The sequence below is a fragment of the Enterobacter cloacae complex sp. HYC033_NIDB genome (assembly GCF_056673335.1).
The window spans coordinates 382,568-401,578 of sequence record NZ_CP115123.1 but is presented as its reverse complement, the minus strand read 5'-3'; the positions used below and the strand labels follow the sequence as shown (position 1 = coordinate 401,578).

Genomic DNA, 19,011 nt, shown 5'->3' with positions numbered 1-19,011 from the left:
CGCTTCGTAATTAATATCTATAAGTTCGGCCAATAGAGGAACTATTGCAAGTTATGTCTGGGTTTGGAGGCTCTGAATTTGCACTCTGTCACAAAACATTCTCATCACTGATGGAACTTTCCGTAAATGGCTGGATGCCGCGCTGCTTCTGGCTTGTCTGCATAAGTCGCGGTTGCGCTGAAACTGGTTTCAGAAAGAGATAATGACGCTGAAGTTAATTAACTTCGGGGAAAGTTGCATCGGCTTAATAGGGGTGCTGAATAATCCCGACGCGCGGAAATATTATTCTACGTAAGTAATCATTTCAGCGATGATTAATTTCCTCCGAAACTGCATTTCATTTCTTTGACGCTCTTCCGGGATCGCTTTTTCCGCGAAGCGCACACTCACACAGTGGCCTCGATCACACTTTTATGCTCATCCCCGCTACTCCTCCCTGTCTAATCCCCGACAGGAGGAGGAAGAGGCGCAATGAGCCAGGCACACTAGCGCCAAATGTTTTTACTCTCTACAGGATGCCGATTCCCTATGTCACAGCCTACTTTCAACAAAGCTCAATTTCAGGCTGCCCTGACGCGTCAGTGGCAGCGTTTTGGCCTTCATGCTGCAAACGAAATGACGCCTCACCAGTGGTGGCAGGCGGTGAGCGGGGCGCTCGCAGAGCAGCTGGACGCTCAGCCTGTGACGAAGCCCGTGAAAGGCCAGCGTCACGTCAACTACATTTCAATGGAGTTCCTGATTGGCCGTCTGACGGGTAACAATCTGCTGAACCTTGGCTGGTATCAGGAGGTCGGTGACGTGCTGAAAGAACACGACATCAACCTGACCGATCTGCTGGAAGAAGAGATTGATCCGGCGCTGGGTAACGGCGGTCTGGGACGTCTGGCAGCCTGTTTCCTGGATTCCATGGCAACCGTGGGCCAGTCGGCGATTGGCTATGGCCTGAACTATCAGTACGGCCTGTTCCGTCAGTCATTTGCCGACGGCCATCAGATGGAAGCGCCGGATGACTGGCACCGCAATACCTATCCGTGGTTCCGCCACAACGCGCAGCTGGATGTGCAGGTCGGGATTGGCGGGAAAGTCACAAAGCAGGGGCTCTGGGAACCGGCGTTCACCATTACCGGTGAAGCCTGGGACCTGCCGGTACTCGGCTACCGTAACGGCGTGGCGCAGCCGCTGCGCCTGTGGCAGGCGAAACACGCGCATCCGTTTAACCTGACCAAATTCAACGACGGTGATTTCCTGCGCGCCGAGCAGCAGGGGATCGACGCCGAGAAGCTGACCAAAGTCCTCTACCCGAACGATAATCATCTGGCGGGTAAAAAGCTGCGTCTGATGCAGCAGTACTTCCAGTGCGCCTGCTCCGTGGCGGATATTCTGCGTCGCCACCACCTGGCGGGCCGCAAGCTGGCTCAGCTGCCGGACTTCGAAGTTATTCAGCTTAACGACACGCATCCGACCATTGCCATCCCGGAACTGCTGCGCGTGCTGATCGACGAGCATCAGCTGAGCTGGGACGACGCCTGGGCCATCACCAGCCGCACCTTCGCCTACACCAACCACACCCTGATGCCGGAAGCGCTGGAGTGCTGGGATGAGAAGCTGGTGAAAACGCTGCTGCCGCGCCATATGCAGATCATCAACAAGATTAACGACCAGTTCAAAACGCTGGTGGAGAAAACCTGGCCGGGCGATAAGGCCGTCTGGGCGAAGCTGGCCGTGGTGCACGACAAGCAGGTGCGCATGGCGAACATGTGCGTGGTCAGCGGCTTTGCGGTGAACGGCGTGGCCGCGCTGCACTCGGATCTGGTGGTGAAAGATCTCTTCCCGGAATACCACCAGCTGTGGCCGACCAAATTCCATAACGTGACCAACGGCATCACGCCGCGTCGCTGGATTAAGCAGTGCAACCCGCTGCTGGCCGGCCTGCTGGACAAGACCCTGAAGAAAGAGTGGGCCAACGACCTGGACCAGCTCATCAACCTGGAAAAACAGGCCGACAACGCGAAGTTCCGCGAGCAGTACCGCGCCATTAAGCTGGAGAACAAGGTTCGTCTGGCCGAGTTTGTGAAAATGCGCACCGGAATTGAGATCAACCCGAATGCGATTTTCGATATCCAGATCAAACGACTGCACGAGTACAAACGTCAGCACCTGAACCTGCTGCACATTCTGGCGCTGTACAAAGAGATCCGCGAGAACCCGCAGGCCGACCGCGTCCCGCGCGTGTTCCTGTTCGGTGCGAAAGCGGCGCCGGGCTACTACCTGGCGAAAAACATTATCCTTGCCATTAATAAAGTGGCGGCGGCGATCAACAGCGATCCGAAAGTGGGCGACAAGCTGAAGGTGGTGTTCCTGCCGGACTACTGCGTTTCTGCGGCTGAAATGCTGATCCCGGCGGCGGATATTTCCGAGCAGATCTCTACCGCCGGTAAAGAAGCGTCCGGTACCGGCAACATGAAGCTGGCCCTGAACGGCGCGCTGACCGTCGGCACGCTGGACGGTGCGAACGTCGAAATCGCCGAGAAGGTCGGCGAAGAGAACATCTTTATCTTCGGCCATACTGTTGAAGAAGTGAAAGCCATCAAAGCCAAAGGGTACGACCCGGTGAAATGGCGTAAAAAAGATAAAGTGCTGGATGCGGTGCTCAAAGAGCTGGAAAGCGGGAAGTACAGCGACGGCGACAAGCACGCGTTTGACCAGATGCTGCACAGCATGGACAAACAGGGCGGCGACCCGTACCTGGTGATGGCTGACTTCTCGGCTTACGTTGAAGCGCAGAAGCAGGTCGACGTGCTGTATCGCGACCAGGATGCCTGGACCCGCGCGTGTATCCTGAACACCGCGCGCTGCGGTATGTTCAGCTCTGACCGCTCAATCCGTGATTATCAGGCTCGTATCTGGCAGGCAAAACGCTAAGGAAGCGCGATGGAGAGTAAACGTCTGGACAGTGCCGCGCAGGCGGCGGGAATTAGCCTCAGTTACATCAATGCGCACGGCAAACCGCAGTCTATTGGTGCGGACACCAAAAGACGTTTGCTGGATGCCATGCACAAAACCGACGCGAAAGCGTCGGGTGCGCCGGTGCCGAACGTCAAGGTCTTTACCGCGGGCAAAAAGATGCCGCTGGCGGTGGAAGGGCGCGGCGAGTTCAGCTGGCTGCTCACCACCGAAGAGGGGCATCAGCACAAAGGCCATGCCACCGGCGGCAAAACCCTCAACCTTCCGGCGAAGCTGCCGGAGGGCTACCACACGCTTACGCTTACCCGGGACGACCAGCGTTTTCACTGTCGGGTGATTGTGGCGCCAAAGCGCTGCTATGAGCCGCAGGCGCTGCGTGAAGGCAAAAAGCTGTGGGGCGCCTGCGTGCAGCTCTATACCCTGCGTTCGGACAGCAACTGGGGCATTGGCGATTTTGGCGACCTGAAAAAGATGCTGGCATCTGTTGGTGAGCGCGGCGGCGCGTTCATCGGCCTCAACCCGATCCACGCCCTCTATCCGGCGAATCCGGAAAGCGCCAGCCCGTACAGCCCGTCTTCCCGTCGCTGGCTGAACGTGATTTACATCGACGTTAACGCGTTAGACGATTTCAAAAACAGCAAAGAGGCGCAGGCGTGGTGGAAGCTTGAGACCACGCAACAGCTGCTGAAACAGGCCCGCGATGCGGACTGGGTGGATTATGCCTCCGTTACCGCGCTGAAAATGGCGGCTCTGCGTCTGGCCTGGAAGGGCTTTGCGAAGCGTGACGACGAGCAGATGGCAGCCTTCCGCCAGTTTGTGATGCAGGAAGGTGAGAGCCTTTACTGGCAGGCAGCGTTTGATGCGCTGCATGCGTATCAGGTTCAGGAGGACGAGATGCGCTGGGGCTGGCCGGTGTGGCCGGAAGCGTATCAGTCCGTGGATACCCCGGAAGTGAAGGCATTCTGTGAGACGCATGCCGACGAGGTGGATTTCTATCTCTGGTTGCAGTGGCTGGCGTACAGCCAGTTTGCCGCCTGCTGGCAGGTGAGCCAGGGCTATAACATGCCGATCGGGTTGTATCGCGATCTGGCTGTCGGCGTGGCGGAAGGCGGGGCGGAAACCTGGTGTGACCGTGAACTTTACTGCCTGAAAGCTTCTGTGGGGGCGCCGCCGGATATTCTGGGCCCGCTTGGTCAGAACTGGGGCTTACCGCCGATGGATCCGCACGTGATGGCGGCGCGTGCCTACGAGCCGTTTATCGACCTGCTGCGCGCTAACATGAAGAACTGCGGTGCGTTGCGTATCGACCACGTGATGTCCGTGCTGCGCCTGTGGTGGATCCCGTACGGTGAAACGGCTGACCACGGGGCGTACGTGCAGTATCCGGTGGACGACCTGCTCTCAATCCTCGCGCTGGAGAGTAAACGTCATCAGTGCATGGTGATTGGCGAAGATCTCGGTACCGTGCCGGTGGAAATTGTCAGCAAGCTCCGCGACAGCGGGGTTTACTCCTACAAAGTGCTCTATTTTGAAAACGACCATGAGAAAACCTTCCGCGCGCCGAAAGCGTACCCTGAACAGTCAATGGCAGTCGCGACGACGCATGATCTTCCTACGCTCAGAGGCTACTGGGAAAGCGGTGACCTGACGCTCGGCAAAACGCTGGGTCTCTACCCGGATGAAGAGGTTCTGCGTGGGCTGTATCAGGATCGCGAGCTGGCGAAGCAGGGGTTGCTGGATGCGCTGCATAAGCATGGCTGTCTGCCGAAGCGCGCCGGGCATAAGGCGTCGCTGATGTCGATGACGCCAACGCTTAACCGTGGCTTACAGCGCTATATTGCCGACAGCAACAGCGCGTTGCTCGGTCTGCAACCGGAAGACTGGATTGATATGGCGGAGCCGGTAAACATCCCCGGCACCAGCTATCAGTACAAAAACTGGCGCCGCAAGCTGTCCACAACGCTTGAAGCGATGTTCGCCGATGACGGGGTGAACAGGTTGATTAAGGATTTGGATAAACGGCGAAAAGCAGCCGCGAAGAAATGATAAAAAACCCGCCAGTGGCGGGTTTTTTATTGCCCGGTGGCGCTAACGCTTACCGGGCCTACGTGCATTAAGTAGGTCGGGTAAGGCATAGCCGCCACCCGACTTAATACATCAAACCACCATATTCAACAGCAGCACCCCGACCAGACCGCACACCGAAATAATGGTTTCCAGCGCGGACCAGGACTTGATGGTTTCACCGATGGTCAGGTTGAAGTACTCCTTGAACAGCCAGAAGCCCGGATCGTTCACGTGGGAGAAAATCACGCTACCGGAACCAACCGCGATAACCATCAGCTCAGGGCTGACGCCCGTGGTCGCAATCAGCGGCGCAACGATACCGCCCGCGGTAATCGCCGCAACGGTCGCAGAGCCCAGCGCGATACGCAACACCGCGGCAATAGACCATGCCATCAGCAGCGGGGAGACGTTGGTTTCATGCATCATGGCCGCGATGTATTTATCCACGCCGCTGTCGACCAGCACCTGCTTGAACGCGCCGCCACCGCCGATGATCAGCAGCATCATGGCAATGATTTTGATGGAAGAAGTCAGCGTGTCGTTGATCTGATCCATGGAACGACCACGGTTAAGACCGAAGGTGAACATGGCGATCAGGACCGCAATCAGCGTTGCCATCACCGGGTCGCCCAGGAACTCCGCAACGGACAGGAACGCGTGACCTTTCGGCAGAACCATCTCTGCTATGGCACGCATCGCCATCAGGATCACCGGTACCAGTGAGGTCCAGACGCTGACGCCAAAGCCTGGCATCTCTTCTTCAGTAAAGGTTTTGGCGCTGTACAGCCCTTCCGGGATAGGCTTATCAATGCCTTTCAGGAAGCGCGCATACACCGGGCCTGCCAGAATCACCGTCGGGATCGCCAGAATCGTACCAAACAGCAGGGTTTTACCCATATCGGCATGGAAGATGGTGGCGATAGCCGTTGGGCCCGGATGCGGCGGCAGGAAACCGTGGGTGACGGACAGCGCCGCAGCCATCGGCACACCCACGAACAGCAGCGGGATGTTGGCGGCAGCGGCGATGGTGAACACCAGCGGCAGCATCAGCACGAAGCCCACTTCATAGAACAGCGCGAAACCGACGGTAAAACCGGTTAACACCACCGCCCATTGAATGTTCTTCTTACCAAATTTGTCGATCAGCGTGGTGGCAATACGCTGTGCGCCACCGCAGTCCGCGAGCATTTTACCGAGCATGGCGCCGAAGCCCATGATCAGCGCCAGGCTGCCGAGCGTACCGCCGACACCGGCTTTAATGGAGCTGATAACTTTAACCAGCGGCATTCCCTGCATCAGACCGACTGCAAGTGCCACCAGAACCAGAGCGATAAATCCGTTCATTTTGAAGCGGATCATCAAGAGCAGTAATAACACAACACCGATAGCGACGATGACTAATGGCATGATTGACCTGGCCTTTGAATTGTTATGGGTAACGTCATTGTTTCAACGACAAATTCCGGTTGTCCCAACTGGGAACAGAGTGTTAACGGCACTCATACTGATGCCTGCGAAAACGTTAAGTTTAGTCGGCTGTTATAAGGGTGTTGAGTGCCCACGAGAATGATACGGGTAACATGATGTGATTGAGAATCACCCAGGCAGGTAAAATTTAAATTATGAGACGCAGGTCAACATACAGAGGGGGAGGCAAGAAAAAGTAGGCCCGGTAAGCGCAGCGCCACCGGGCAATACAGACAGGGACTGAATCAGTAGTATGAGTGCTCGCCGCGCTGGTGCTCGGTCAGATCGCGCACGCCTTTCAGTTCCGGGAATTCGTTCAGCAGCTGCTTCTCGATCCCTTCTTTCAGGGTTACATCAACCATGGAGCAGCCGTTACAGCCGCCGCCGAATTGCAGGATCGCCAGACCATCTTCGGTGATTTCCATCAGGGAAACACGTCCCCCGTGGCCGGCCAGCTGCGGGTTGATCTGCGATTGCAGCAGATATTCCACACGCTCCATCAGCGGGGCATCGTCAGAGACTTTACGCATCTTCGCGTTTGGCGCCTTCAGCGTCAGCTGAGAACCCAGCTGGTCAGTGACGAAATCAATCTCCGCATCTTCAAGATACGGCGCGCTCAGCTCATCAACGTACGCGGTGAGCTGTTCAAATTTAAGGGCAGTGTCAGTTGCTTCCACAGCATCCGGAGGACAATAAGAGACACCACATTCTGCATTCGGAGTGCCTGGATTGATCACAAACACGCGGATCTGCGTCCCTTCTTCCTGATTTGCCAGCAGTTTGGCAAAGTGCGCTTGTGCAGAATCGGAAATACGGATCATAGCTTTGGCCTAATAGTTGACTAAATTACCTGGGTATAATCATACGCCCATTGAAGAAGGGCTACAAGGTACGGCACAGACACCATACCTGAACTGACGCGGCGCCGCTTTGCAAAAGCAGTCGGGAAAGTTCAGCCACGGTACTGCCCGTGGTGACGACATCATCCACAATCGCGATATGGAGGCCGTTGACCGGCAATTCAAGGCGAAAGGCGTTTTTCAGGTTCCTTTTGCGCGACCGGGCGTTGAGCCGGTGCTGAACGGCAGTGGCATGAGTACGTTTCAGCGCAGAGGCTGGGTACCGGCAACCCAGCCAGTGGGCGAGCGGACGGCACAGCAGGTCGCTCTGATTGTATCCCCGCCGCCAGTGCCGACGCTGAAACAGTGGCACGTTCACAAGCGTGTCGACCGGCGGCAGCCCGCGCGTTCTTCGCGCCTGTAATACCGCCAGTAACAACAGGCGTGCCAGGGGCTGCGCCAGTGCAGTCTGGCTGGAAAACTTAAACTGATGAACCAGACGACTCAGCGGCAAAACGTAATCATCCACCGCCACCAGCGCGCTCCACGGCGGCGCTTTTTTCAGGCAACGGCCGCAGGGGAGCGTCTGGCTTACGGCAGGCAAGCCGCATTGCGGACAGCCCTTCAGGTAACCCAGCGCTCGCGTGCAAACGGAACAGACGCCCCACGCGCTCATCGCAAGTGGCATTCGGCATAGCCAGCACAAGCCGGGCACTGTTAGCATACGCAACCTCCATGTGAAAAAAGAGAACGTTAACTGATGAAGACGCTGTGGTGGCAGACCGTTGGGACGGGAAATTGTCATCTTGTGCTGCTGCACGGATGGGGACTGAACGCCGAAGTGTGGCGTTGCATAAGTGAGGAACTGGCCTCGCAATTCACGGTACACCTGGTGGATCTACCGGGCTATGGCCGCAGCCACGGCTACGGCGCGATGACGCTCGACGACATGGCGGAGCAGGTTCTGGAAGCGGCGCCGCAAAAAGCCGTCTGGCTCGGCTGGAGCCTGGGGGGGCTGGTGGCAAGCCAGATTGCGCTGCGCCATCCTGAGCGGGTCCAGGCGCTGATCACCGTTGCCTCATCACCCTGTTTCAGCGCCCGCGAGGCGTGGCCGGGCATCAAACCTGAGGTGCTGGCCGGGTTCCAGCATCAGCTGAGCGAAGACTTCCAGCGGACGGTGGAGCGTTTCCTGGCATTACAGACGATGGGAACAGAAACCGCCCGTCAGGATGCGCGGACGCTGAAGCAGACGGTGCTTTCTCTGCCGATGCCGGAGGTTGAGGTGCTGAACGGAGGGCTGGAAATCCTGAAAACGGCCGATCTGCGCGAGCCGCTGGCGTCGTTAACGGTGCCGCATCTGCGTATTTATGGCTATCTGGATGGACTGGTTCCGCGCAAGGTGGTTCCGCTGCTGGATGCGCTGTGGCCGGAGAGTAAATCAATGGTGGTTGCCAAAGCGGCACATGCGCCGTTCATCTCTCATCCTGCTGAGTTTTGTTCGGCGCTGTCCGGTTTTATCAGCGAAGCGTCCACCACTCCCTGAGACAGGCTTTACCTTCAGGACAACTCTTACAACTGCCGGACAGACAACCGTCCGGCTCTTCCTGAATGCGCACGGCTTTCCCCATGGCCTCCAGCCTTTCCAGCATGGCATCGATCATCGGCTGCGGCGTATGCAGGCTGAGGCTGAGCTGCTTCGCCTCCATTCGTCCCTGTAACGCCAGTAAGTCACGAACCTGAATCAACGATGCCATCTTTCTTCCCCTCAGTGACAGTCGCCCGCAGGGCTGCTACAGCAGGTCGTCGGGGTTTTGCGCGTTGCCAGCAGGTTAACGTCAACGCGGCTACGCGCCCGGCGCAGCAGGCCAATCACCATCACGTTAAACAGGATCACCGCGAGGATACAGACCAGGCTGTAGCGCGGATGCTGGCTGTAATTGACGGCCTGATAAAACACGGTCGCCAGTGAGTAGGCAATGTTCAGCCCCCACAGAATGGAGAAGCCCATCCAGCCGCGGCTGGACTCACGGGCAATGGCGCCCATGACCGAGATGCACGGAATATAGAGCAGGACGAAGATCAGGTAGCTGTAGGCCGCCGACGCGCTGCCAAATTTCTGGCCCATCACGCCCATTGCTCCGGTCGCCATTTCGCCGTCGCCTTTGCTGGCTTCAATCGGGTTCGCCAGTACGCTCAGGCTGAAGGTGTCTTTCAGGCTCTGCCAGGTCTCTTCCACCGCGCCAAGCAGTTCATCGCCGAGGTTGAACGCTGCCGGATTAAACGCCTCTTCCTGGATGTTTTCCGCGGTGTAAAGCGTGTTCAGGGTGCCGACAACCACCTCTTTTGCCATCGCGCCGGTGAACAGGCCCACGGTTGCCTGCCAGTTGTCTTCCTGAACGCCAATCGGTTTGAAGACCGGCGTAATGATCCGGCTGACGGAGGCCAGGGCAGAGTCATTAATGTTGTCCGCGGCCTGGCCGCTCAGAGTGAAGCTGTTCAGGGCGCTCAGGAAAATGCTGACCACCACAATCACCTTACCGGCGCGCAGAACGAAGCCCTTCAGGCGCTGCCATGTCTGAATAATCAGGCTTTTCAGATGCGGAACGTGATAAACCGGCAGTTCCATCACGAACGGCGACGCTTCGCCACGCATGATGGTGTGCTTCAGCATCAGGCCGGTGAGAATAGCCATCACGATACCCAGCACATACAGGGAGAAGACGGCCAGCGCTCCTTCCTGACCAAAGAACGCCGCGGCAAAGACCGCGAAGATCGCCAGCCGCGCGCCGCAGGACATGAACGGCGCCATCATGATGGTCATCAGGCGTTCGCGCGGGGCATCCAGCGTGCGTGCGCCCATCACCGACGGCACGTTACAGCCAAAGCCGACAATCAGCGGCACGAAGGATTTGCCCGGCAGCCCCAGCGCCTGCATCAGGCGGTCCATCACGAAGGCGGCGCGCGCCATGTAACCGGAATCCTCAAGGAAGGAGAGGAACAGGTACATCATGCCGATCTGCGGCACCAGCGGCAGGACGGTATTGATCCCGCCGCCGATCCCCTGCGCAAGGAAGATGGTCAACCATTCCGGGAAGTGGAGGGTGTAGCCCAGCCACTGAATACCGTGCACGAAGATAGCGACAGAGCCGCCATCAAAGATAGGTTGTAATGCACCGCCGATGTTAATGGCGAGCAGGAACATCACATACATCACCAGTAAAAAGATCGGTAAACCGAGGAAGCGGTTGAGCACAATTTTATCCACGGCGGCGGTGAAGCGGCTGGGTTCAGCGGTTAATGCATTGCTGACCACGTCACAGATAGCGGCGATGGCCTGATAGCGCGCATCCGCAATGTGCAGGGCCGGGTCATCCAGCTCGTCGCTAAGGCGAGCCTGTGCGACGTCCAGCTTATCCGCCGCATCGCCTGCGTAGGCGCGGCTGTAGATATCGCCTTCCAGCATTTGCAGGCCAAGCCACAGACGTTGTCTGGCGGGCATGCTGTTATCCATCTCCTGCGCCAGCTGCCCGGCTTCGCGCAGCAGCGGCTGGGCGTAGTGCACCAGTTCGACGTCGGCATTGCCCGTGTGGCGGTCAATCGCCAGCTTCAGGGCGTCAATGCCGCGAGCGCGGGTGGAAACCAGCGGAACCACCGGGCAGCCCAGACGGGCGGAGAGGGCATCGACGTCGATGCGCAGCTTTTGCTTCTCCGCGATGTCGAGCATGTTAAGCGCCACGATGCAGGGAATACCCAGCTCCAGCAGCTGTAACGTGAGATACAGATTTCGTTCGAGGTTAGAGGCATCCACCACGTTGATAAGCAGATCCGCGTCGCCGCTCAGAATATAGTGGCAGGCAATTTGCTCATCGAGAGAGGTCTGGGATGAAATCGTGGTGAGGGAATAGGTCCCCGGTAAATCAACCAGCGTGACCTGATTATCTGTCGTGGTGAACTGGCCTTCTTTGCGTTCAACCGTCACGCCTGCCCAATTTCCCACACGCTGGCGTGCGCCAGTTAACTGATTAAATAAGGTTGTCTTGCCGGAATTAGGATTGCCAATTAAGCCAATAGTTAATTTTTTCATTGTAGTAGACTCACTGAAACCGCTGGCTTGTTAACGGGATAAAGATTCAATTTCAATTAATGCGAGATCTTTTTTACGCAGAACCAGATTAACGCGTCGGGTTTCGATATGAACTGGATCGCCCAACGGCGCAACGCGCACAACCTGGAATGATGAGCCGGGTAGCATGCCCAGTGACAGGAGCTTCTGCCGATAGGCCGGGCTTATCTCACGGGTAAAACCGATAATTTTCCACGCACTGTCTGGAGTGAATTGCATAGCGCCTGATTCCACGATAGGTTAAATAATCTACACTGCGATGATAATGAGAATAGTTTTTATCAGCAATAATAAAAATGTGACGGGATGTTGTTAATCGTATTAATTTGCGGTCTGCTTGACCTTGCTCAATATTTTCGAAATTGAGGTGAAAATAAAAAGAGGGCTATTTGTTAATGAGGTGATAATTCGTGGTTTAAATATGGATACAACATATTTATTTTAATTCCCTGCGGCCTGCTTGCCGGGCGGCACTGCGTTTGCCCGGCCTACAAAACCGTAGGCCCGGTAAGCGTCGCGCCACCGGGCATTTACAGCATTAGCGTTTCTTACCCATCGCCGCTGCCAGCGCATCCATCATCGCGCTGTTGCCCGCCGGCTGTGCGTCACGTCCGCGTGGCTTCGCGGCTTTCGCTGCCGGACGCTGCTGTTCACGGCCACCGCCATTACCGCCACGGCGCGCGTTAGTGTCGCCCGGCTGCTCGTCCAGACGCATGGTCAGGGCAATACGCTTGCGCTGGAGATCCACTTCCAGCACTTTCACCTTCACGATGTCGCCCGCTTTGACCACGGTGTGCGGATCTTCAACGAACTTGTCGGCGAGGGAAGAGATATGCACCAGACCATCCTGATGTACGCCGATATCCACAAACGCGCCAAAGTTGGTGACGTTGGTTACCGCCCCCTCCAGCACCATGCCCGGCAGCAGGTCGTTCATGGTTTCTACGCCCTCAGCAAAGGTCGCGGTTTTAAACTCAGGGCGCGGATCGCGGCCCGGTTTTTCCAGCTCTTTGATGATGTCGGTGACCGTCGGCACGCCGAACTGTTCGTCGGTGAAATCCACCGCTTTCAGGTTACGCAGCGCGCTGCTGTCGCCCATCAGGTCTTTCAGCGCCTGCCGGGTGGCGGCCAGGATACGCTCGACAACTGGATAGGCTTCCGGGTGAACGGTAGAGGCATCCAGCGGGTTATCGCCGTGATTGATGCGCAGGAAGCCCGCGCACTGCTCAAATGCTTTTGGCCCCAGACGGCTCACCTTCAGCAACTGCTGGCGGTTCTGGAACTGACCGTTCTCATCACGCCAGGCGACGATATTCTGCGCCATCATACGGGTCAGGCCCGCCACGCGGGTCAGCAGGGGAACGGAAGCGGTGTTCAGGTCCACGCCGACGGCGTTAACACAGTCTTCCACTACCGCATCCAGCTTGCGCGCCAGCTGCGTCTGGCTCACGTCGTGCTGATACTGGCCCACGCCGATGGATTTCGGGTCAATCTTCACCAGCTCCGCCAGCGGATCCTGCAAACGACGGGCGATAGAGACCGCACCGCGCAGGGAAACGTCCAGATCCGGGAACTCCTGCGCTGCCAGCTCAGAGGCGGAGTAGACCGATGCCCCCGCTTCGCTGACGATCACTTTCTGCGCCGTCACTTTCGGGAACTGCTTCTGCACGTCGAGATAGAAACGTTCGGTTTCGCGGGACGCCGTACCGTTACCGATGGCAACCAGCTCAACGTTGTACTTCTCGCACAGCGCGGCGACGACGACAGCCGCTTTCGCTGCCTGACCGGTGTGCGGGTAAATGGTGTCGGTGGCAACCAGCTTGCCGGTGCCGTCAACCACAGCCACCTTCACGCCGGTACGCAGACCCGGATCGAGACCCATGGTGGCGCGCAGGCCAGCTGGCGCCGCCATCAGCAGGTCGTGCAGGTTACGGGCGAAGACGTTGATCGCTTCGTCTTCGGCGCGCTCGCGCACGGTGCCCATCAGCTCGGTTTCGAGGTGCATCAGAACCTTGATGCGCCAGGTCCAGCTCACCACGCCTTTGCGCCAGCTGTCCGCCGGGGCGTTGTTCAGGCGCAGACCCAGATGGTCGATAATGATCTGCTCGCAGTGACTCTCTTTTGGCGGCTCGTCAAACTGCGGATCGGCATTCAGGGAGAGTTGCAGCACGCCTTCGTTACGGCCGCGGAACATCGCCAGCGCGCGGTGAGACGGCGCGGTAGAAATGGGTTCGTGGTGATCGAAGTAGTCGCGGAATTTCGCGCCTTCTTCCTCTTTGCCGGACACCACGGTGGAGACGATATGCGCGTTCTTCCACAGGTAATCACGCACTTTGGCCAGCAGCGCCGCGTCTTCGGCGAAGCGCTCCATCAGAATATAGCGCGCGCCGTCCAGCGCGGCTTTGGTGTCCGCTACGCCTTTATCGGCGTCGATAAATTTGGCGGCTTCGGTTTCCGGATCGTGAGACGGCTCGTTCCACAGCAGATCGGCCAGTGGCTCAAGGCCGGCTTCGATCGCAATCTGCCCGCGCGTGCGGCGCTTCGGTTTGTACGGCAGATAGAGGTCTTCGAGCTCGGTTTTACTCAGGGTACCGTTAATGGCTTTTTCCAGGTCACTGGTCAGCTTGCCCTGCTCGCCGATAGATTTGAGGATCGCCTGACGTCGGTCTTCCAGCTCGCGCAGATAGCCCAGACGGGTCTCCAGGTTTCGCAGCTGCGTGTCATCCAGACCGCCGGTGACTTCCTTACGATAACGTGCAATAAACGGCACGGTGTTCCCTTCATCAAGCAGGCGAACGGCAGCTTCTACCTGTTCGGCTCTGGCCTGAAGTTCACCCGCAATAATGCGGCAGAGCGACTCTTTCATCATGGTCAGTTCATCTTGTGGATCGAAAATCAGGGGGATAGTTATACGGGCTGACACCAAAAAATGCCAGCCGGGGAGGGCGCTCTCGGACTATTTAACATACTCGATTTCGTTGACGTACCAGCTTGCTTCACCCGCAGGCGTCTGGACAACGGCTAAATCGCCTACCTCTTTTTTCAGCAGGGCGCGGGCCATGGGGGAGTCGATAGAAATGTAATCCTTACGCCCGAAAATTTCATCGTAGCCGACGATACGAAAACGCAGGGTGTCGCCGCTGTCGTTTTCAATTTCGACCCACGCGCCGAAGAACACTTTACCTTCCTGCTGCGGGGAGTAATCGACAATTTTGAGATTCTCGAGGCACTTCGTCAGGTAGCGTACCCGGCGATCGATTTCGCGCAGCCGCTTTTTATTGTACTGGTAGTCCGCATTCTCGCTGCGGTCGCCCAGGCTTGCTGCCCAGGTGACTTTTTTGGTCACTTCCGGACGCTCTTCGCGCCACAGGTAATCCATCTCTTTTTTGAGTTTCTCGTACCCTTCACGGGTGATCAGAGGCGTTTTCATGGTGCAGCCTTTAATGCCGGTTAACTGTCTTTGCGCACAATACGTAGCGCACAGTGTAACAGACAAGATTAATAATGATTTATGTGATGAAATGAACAGATAAGCTGCTGTTAAATATGCTTTGTAACAATTTCGTCTAGAATTTATACCAGAATTTGCTGGTCGAACCCGTGCACTTTTTTAGAATACGCTGTTCCAGGCTTATCCGAACCTTTGGGAGTACACACAATGCAAGAGAACTACAAAATTCTGGTCGTAGATGACGACATGCGCCTGCGTGCGCTGCTGGAACGTTATCTGACCGAGCAGGGCTTCCAGGTTCGTAGCGTCGCGAACGCGGAACAGATGGATCGTCTGCTGACGCGTGAATCCTTCCACCTGATGGTGTTGGACCTGATGCTGCCTGGCGAAGACGGGCTCTCTATTTGCCGCCGTCTGCGCAGCCAGAGCAACCCGATGCCGATCATCATGGTGACGGCGAAGGGTGAAGAAGTTGACCGTATCGTCGGCCTTGAGATCGGCGCTGATGACTACATTCCAAAGCCGTTCAACCCGCGTGAACTGCTGGCGCGTATTCGCGCCGTGCTGCGTCGTCAGGCGAACGAGCTGCCGGGCGCGCCATCTCAGGAAGAGGCCGTCATTGCATTCGGTAAGTTCAAGCTGAACCTCGGCACCCGTGAAATGTTCCGTGAAGATGAGCCAATGCCGCTCACCAGCGGCGAGTTCGCGGTGCTGAAAGCGCTGGTCAGTCACCCGCGTGAGCCGCTCTCCCGTGACAAGCTGATGAACCTGGCGCGTGGTCGTGAATACTCCGCGATGGAGCGTTCTATCGACGTGCAGATCTCTCGTCTGCGCCGTATGGTGGAAGAAGATCCGGCGCATCCTCGTTATATTCAGACCGTGTGGGGTCTGGGCTACGTGTTTGTCCCGGACGGCTCTAAAGCATGAGGCGAATGCGCTTCTCGCCGCGAAGTTCGTTTGCCCGCACGCTGTTATTGATCGTCACCCTGCTGTTTGTCAGCCTGGTGACGACCTACCTGGTGGTGCTGAACTTTGCAATCCTGCCGAGCCTTCAGCAGTTTAATAAGGTGCTGGCATACGAAGTGCGTATGCTGATGACCGACAAACTGCAACTGGAGGACGGCACGCAGTTGGTTGTTCCCCCGGCGTTCCGTCGGGAAATCTACCGTGAGCTGGGCATTTCGCTCTACTCCAACGAAGCGGCGGAAGATGCCGGCCTGCGCTGGGCGCAGCACTATGAATTCCTCAGCCAGCAGATGGCGCAGCAGCTTGGCGGCCCGACGGAAGTGCGCGTTGAGGTCAATAAAAGTTCGCCGGTTGTCTGGCTGAAAACCTGGCTGTCACCCAACATCTGGGTGCGCGTTCCGCTCACCGAGATTCATCAGGGTGACTTCTCGCCGCTGTTCCGATACACCCTGGCGATCATGCTGCTGGCCATCGGCGGCGCATGGCTGTTTATTCGTATCCAGAACCGACCGCTGGTCGACCTGGAGCATGCGGCATTGCAGGTCGGTAAAGGTATTATCCCGCCACCGCTGCGCGAGTATGGAGCATCGGAAGTGCGCTCGGTAACGCGTGCGTTTAACCACATGGCGGCCGGTGTTAAACAGCTGGCGGACGACCGTACGCTGCTGATGGCGGGGGTCAGCCATGACCTTCGCACCCCGCTGACGCGTATCCGGCTGGCAACAGAGATGATGGGCGAGCAGGATGGTTATCTTGCAGAGTCCATCAACAAGGATATCGAAGAGTGTAACGCTATCATCGAGCAGTTTATCGACTACCTGCGCACCGGGCAGGAGATGCCGATGGAGATGGCGGATCTGAATGCGGTTCTGGGCGAAGTGGTTGCCGCCGAAAGCGGCTACGAACGTGAAATTGCGACCGACCTTCAGGCAGGCGAGATTCAGGTACGTATGCACCCGCTCTCCATTAAACGCGCGGTGGCGAATATGGTGGTTAACGCGGCGCGCTACGGCAACGGCTGGATCAAAGTCAGCAGCGGTACGGAACTCAACCGCGCCTGGTTCCAGGTGGAAGACGATGGCCCGGGCATCAAGCCTGAGCAGCGTAAGCACCTGTTCCAGCCATTTGTGCGCGGCGACAGCGCCCGCAGCACCAGCGGAACCGGCCTGGGCCTGGCGATTGTGCAGCGTATTGTTGATAACCATAACGGACTGCTGGAAATTGGCACCAGCGAGCGGGGTGGTTTGAGCATTCGTGCGTGGTTACCGGTGCCGGTTTTACGGGGGCAGGTGAAAGAGAGTTAAAAAAGGGTGGGGCCTGATGCCCTCACCCCGGCCCTCTCCCACGGGGAGAGGGAGAAAACATTAAAAAAGGCAACTTTCGTTGCCTTTTTGCTTTTACCTTGGTCCCGCACTCACCAGCGCAGCACCGGCCGGTGTGTCGGTATACTTCTCGAAGTTTTCGATAAACAGTTTCGCCAGCGATTCAGCCTTCTCACGCCACTGTTCCGGTGAACCGTAGGTGTTACGCGGATCCAGGATACGCGTATCCACACCCGGCAGCGCTGTTGGGATCGCCAGATCGAACATCGGCAGCGTAAAGGTCTCGGCGTTATCCAGCGAACCATCCAGAATCGCGTCGATGATGGCGCGTGTATCTTTGATGGAGATACGTTTGCCCGTACCGTTCCAGCCGGTGTTCACCAGGTACGCCTGGGCGCCGGATGCCTGCATGCGTTTCACCAGCACTTCCGCATACTGCGTTGGGTGCAGCGACAGGAACGCCGCGCCGAAGCAGGCGGAGAAGGTTGGGGTTGGCTCGGTCACACCGCGCTCGGTACCCGCCAGTTTAGCGGTAAAGCCGGAGAGGAAATGGTACTGCGTCTGGCTGGCGGTCAGGCGGGAAACCGGTGGCAGCACGCCGAACGCATCTGCGGTCAGGAAAATCACCTTCGTGGCATGACCCGCCTTCGATACCGGCTTGACGATGTTCTCGATGTGGTAGATCGGGTAAGAGACGCGGGTGTTTTCCGTTTTCGAGGCATCGTCGAAGTCGATAGAGCCATCGGCACGCACGGTGACGTTTTCCAGAAGCGCATCGCGGCGAATCGCGTGGTAGATATCCGGCTCTGCCTCTTCCGACAGGCGAATGGTCTTCGCGTAGCAGCCGCCTTCAAAGTTAAACACGCCGTCATCATCCCAGCCGTGTTCATCGTCGCCAATCAGACGACGTTTTGGATCGGTGGACAGCGTTGTTTTACCGGTGCCGGAAAGGCCGAAGAACACTGCTACATCGCCTTTTTCCCCGACGTTCGCCGAGCAGTGCATGGAGGCGATACCGCGCAGCGGCAGCAGGTAGTTCATGACCGAGAACATCCCTTTCTTCATTTCGCCGCCGTACCAGGTACCGCCGATCAGCTGGATACGCTCGGTCAGGTTGAAGGCGATGAAGTTTTCGGAGTTCAGACCCTGTTCTTTCCACTGAGGGTTGGTGCATTTCGCGCCGTTCATCACGATAAAGTCAGGGGTGAAGTCTTGCAGTTCTTCATCGGTCGGACGAATGAACATGTTCTTCACGAAATGCGCCTGCCAGGCCACTTCAGTAATGAACCGTACGGAGAGACGGGTGTCGGCGTTAGCGCCGCAGAACGCATCAATAATAAACAGACGCTTGCCGGAAAGCTGATGGGTGACAAGTCCTTTCAGATGCTGCCAGGTTTCCGGGGAGAGCGGTTTGTTATCGTTCTTCCCTTTGCCCTTATCAGCCCACCACAGCGTATCGCGGGTGGTGTCGTCTCGGACGATATACTTATCTTTAGGCGAACGACCGGTAAAAATACCCGTATCGACGGCGATAGCACCCAGGTTCGTCAACACACCACGCTCGTATCCTTCCAGTGCCGGATTGAGCTCTTCCTGATACAGCGTATCGTAATCGGGGTTGTAGACCACTTCCTGGACGTCGTGAATACCATAAGCCTTGAGATCTTGCGGGGTTAAACCATTAACACGCATATCACTGCTCCTTAGCCAATATGTACTGCCTAAAATTGTAGGGTTTTTCTGGGGATGTTAACCGCGACGGGGCTCATAGATTTACGTATCTGGTCAAAACCCTTACTAACGGAAAACGCT

14 protein-coding genes are annotated in these 19,011 nt (G+C 57.2%); 5 read left to right on the top strand and 9 right to left on the bottom strand.

The annotated features are described in order from the left end of the window. Positions 1–528: 528 nt before the first annotated feature. Positions 529–2,922, top strand: a complete 2,394-nt coding sequence (gene malP, locus O1721_RS02010; RefSeq protein ID WP_015571448.1) for a maltodextrin phosphorylase — start codon at positions 529–531, stop codon at positions 2,920–2,922. Between the two features lie 9 nt (positions 2,923–2,931). Beyond that, positions 2,932–5,010 carry a 4-alpha-glucanotransferase gene (gene malQ, locus O1721_RS02005; RefSeq protein ID WP_017384144.1) on the top strand — a complete coding sequence of 693 codons (2,079 nt, stop codon included), beginning with the start codon at positions 2,932–2,934 and terminating at the stop codon, positions 5,008–5,010. A gap of 111 nt (positions 5,011–5,121) precedes the next feature. On the opposite strand, the gene gntT is transcribed toward malQ, so the two are convergent. From gntT to gntX, 3 genes are all read right to left on the bottom strand, one after another. Beyond that, positions 5,122–6,438 (bottom strand): gluconate transporter, encoded by a 1,317-nt coding sequence (gene gntT, locus O1721_RS02000; protein WP_017384145.1) that lies wholly within the window; start codon positions 6,436–6,438, stop codon positions 5,122–5,124. 305 nt (positions 6,439–6,743) lie between these two features. Next, positions 6,744–7,319, bottom strand: a complete 576-nt coding sequence (gene nfuA, locus O1721_RS01995; RefSeq protein ID WP_003861601.1) for a Fe-S biogenesis protein NfuA — start codon at positions 7,317–7,319, stop codon at positions 6,744–6,746. Positions 7,320–7,380: 61 nt separating this feature from the next. Then, on the bottom strand, positions 7,381–8,061 hold the full coding sequence (gene gntX, locus O1721_RS01990) for a DNA utilization protein GntX (RefSeq protein ID WP_017384146.1): 681 nt from the start codon (positions 8,059–8,061) through the stop codon (positions 7,381–7,383). A 36-nt stretch (positions 8,062–8,097) separates the two neighbouring features. Here gntX and bioH point away from each other — a divergent pair, with 36 nt between their 5' ends. Then, positions 8,098–8,880 (top strand): pimeloyl-ACP methyl ester esterase BioH, encoded by a 783-nt coding sequence (gene bioH, locus O1721_RS01985; protein ID WP_015571444.1) that lies wholly within the window; start codon positions 8,098–8,100, stop codon positions 8,878–8,880. On the opposite strand, the gene feoC is transcribed toward bioH, so the two are convergent. From feoC to greB, 5 genes are all read right to left on the bottom strand, one after another. Then, entirely contained in the window at positions 8,855–9,091 is a 237-nt protein-coding gene (gene feoC, locus O1721_RS01980) for a [Fe-S]-dependent transcriptional repressor FeoC (RefSeq protein WP_017384148.1), read from the bottom strand. The genes bioH and feoC overlap by 26 nt on opposite strands. 11 nt (positions 9,092–9,102) lie before the next feature. Next, the gene (gene feoB, locus O1721_RS01975; protein ID WP_032649729.1) at positions 9,103–11,421 is read right to left on the bottom strand and encodes a Fe(2+) transporter permease subunit FeoB; all 2,319 of its coding nucleotides are present in this window, start codon (positions 11,419–11,421) and stop codon (positions 9,103–9,105) included. Between the two features lie 30 nt (positions 11,422–11,451). Beyond that, complete coding sequence (gene feoA / locus O1721_RS01970; RefSeq protein WP_015571441.1) at positions 11,452–11,679, bottom strand: ferrous iron transporter A; 228 nt, start codon at positions 11,677–11,679, stop codon at positions 11,452–11,454. Between the two features lie 319 nt (positions 11,680–11,998). Continuing rightward, complete coding sequence (locus O1721_RS01965; protein WP_015571440.1) at positions 11,999–14,329, bottom strand: Tex family protein; 2,331 nt, start codon at positions 14,327–14,329, stop codon at positions 11,999–12,001. 87 nt (positions 14,330–14,416) lie between these two features. Continuing rightward, complete coding sequence (gene greB, locus O1721_RS01960) at positions 14,417–14,890, bottom strand: transcription elongation factor GreB (protein ID WP_017384149.1); 474 nt, start codon at positions 14,888–14,890, stop codon at positions 14,417–14,419. Positions 14,891–15,118: 228 nt separating this feature from the next. Between greB and ompR the strand changes: the two genes are divergently transcribed. Continuing rightward, complete coding sequence (gene ompR, locus O1721_RS01955) at positions 15,119–15,838, top strand: osmolarity response regulator transcription factor OmpR (RefSeq protein WP_001157751.1); 720 nt, start codon at positions 15,119–15,121, stop codon at positions 15,836–15,838. After that, a complete protein-coding gene (envZ, locus tag O1721_RS01950; RefSeq protein ID WP_003861615.1) occupies positions 15,835–17,181 on the top strand; it encodes a two-component system sensor histidine kinase EnvZ in 1,347 nt (448 codons plus the stop codon). The genes ompR and envZ overlap by 4 nt, the downstream gene beginning before the upstream one ends. Positions 17,182–17,274: 93 nt before the next feature. On the opposite strand, the gene pckA is transcribed toward envZ, so the two are convergent. After that, on the bottom strand, positions 17,275–18,891 hold the full coding sequence (pckA, locus tag O1721_RS01945) for a phosphoenolpyruvate carboxykinase (ATP) (RefSeq protein ID WP_015571439.1): 1,617 nt from the start codon (positions 18,889–18,891) through the stop codon (positions 17,275–17,277). Between the last annotated feature and the right edge of the window lie 120 nt (positions 18,892–19,011).

Excerpts from the sequence above, each read along its gene's own strand:
- gntT (WP_017384145.1), bottom strand. The coding sequence starts at position 6,438 with ATGCCATTAGTCATCGTCGCTATCGGTGTTGTGTTATTACTGCTCTTG.
- gntX (WP_017384146.1), bottom strand. The coding sequence starts at position 8,061 with ATGCTAACAGTGCCCGGCTTGTGCTGGCTATGCCGAATGCCACTTGCG.
- feoA (WP_015571441.1), bottom strand. The coding sequence starts at position 11,679 with ATGCAATTCACTCCAGACAGTGCGTGGAAAATTATCGGTTTTACCCGT.
- pckA (WP_015571439.1), bottom strand. The coding sequence starts at position 18,891 with ATGCGTGTTAATGGTTTAACCCCGCAAGATCTCAAGGCTTATGGTATT.
- O1721_RS01965 (WP_015571440.1), bottom strand. The coding sequence starts at position 14,329 with ATGATGAAAGAGTCGCTCTGCCGCATTATTGCGGGTGAACTTCAGGCC.
- feoB (WP_032649729.1), bottom strand. The coding sequence starts at position 11,421 with ATGAAAAAATTAACTATTGGCTTAATTGGCAATCCTAATTCCGGCAAG.
- nfuA (WP_003861601.1), bottom strand. The coding sequence starts at position 7,319 with ATGATCCGTATTTCCGATTCTGCACAAGCGCACTTTGCCAAACTGCTG.
- malP (WP_015571448.1), top strand. The coding sequence starts at position 529 with ATGTCACAGCCTACTTTCAACAAAGCTCAATTTCAGGCTGCCCTGACG.
- ompR (WP_001157751.1), top strand. The coding sequence starts at position 15,119 with ATGCAAGAGAACTACAAAATTCTGGTCGTAGATGACGACATGCGCCTG.
- envZ (WP_003861615.1), top strand. The coding sequence starts at position 15,835 with ATGAGGCGAATGCGCTTCTCGCCGCGAAGTTCGTTTGCCCGCACGCTG.
- greB (WP_017384149.1), bottom strand. The coding sequence starts at position 14,890 with ATGAAAACGCCTCTGATCACCCGTGAAGGGTACGAGAAACTCAAAAAA.
- bioH (WP_015571444.1), top strand. The coding sequence starts at position 8,098 with ATGAAGACGCTGTGGTGGCAGACCGTTGGGACGGGAAATTGTCATCTT.
- malQ (WP_017384144.1), top strand. The coding sequence starts at position 2,932 with ATGGAGAGTAAACGTCTGGACAGTGCCGCGCAGGCGGCGGGAATTAGC.
- feoC (WP_017384148.1), bottom strand. The coding sequence starts at position 9,091 with ATGGCATCGTTGATTCAGGTTCGTGACTTACTGGCGTTACAGGGACGA.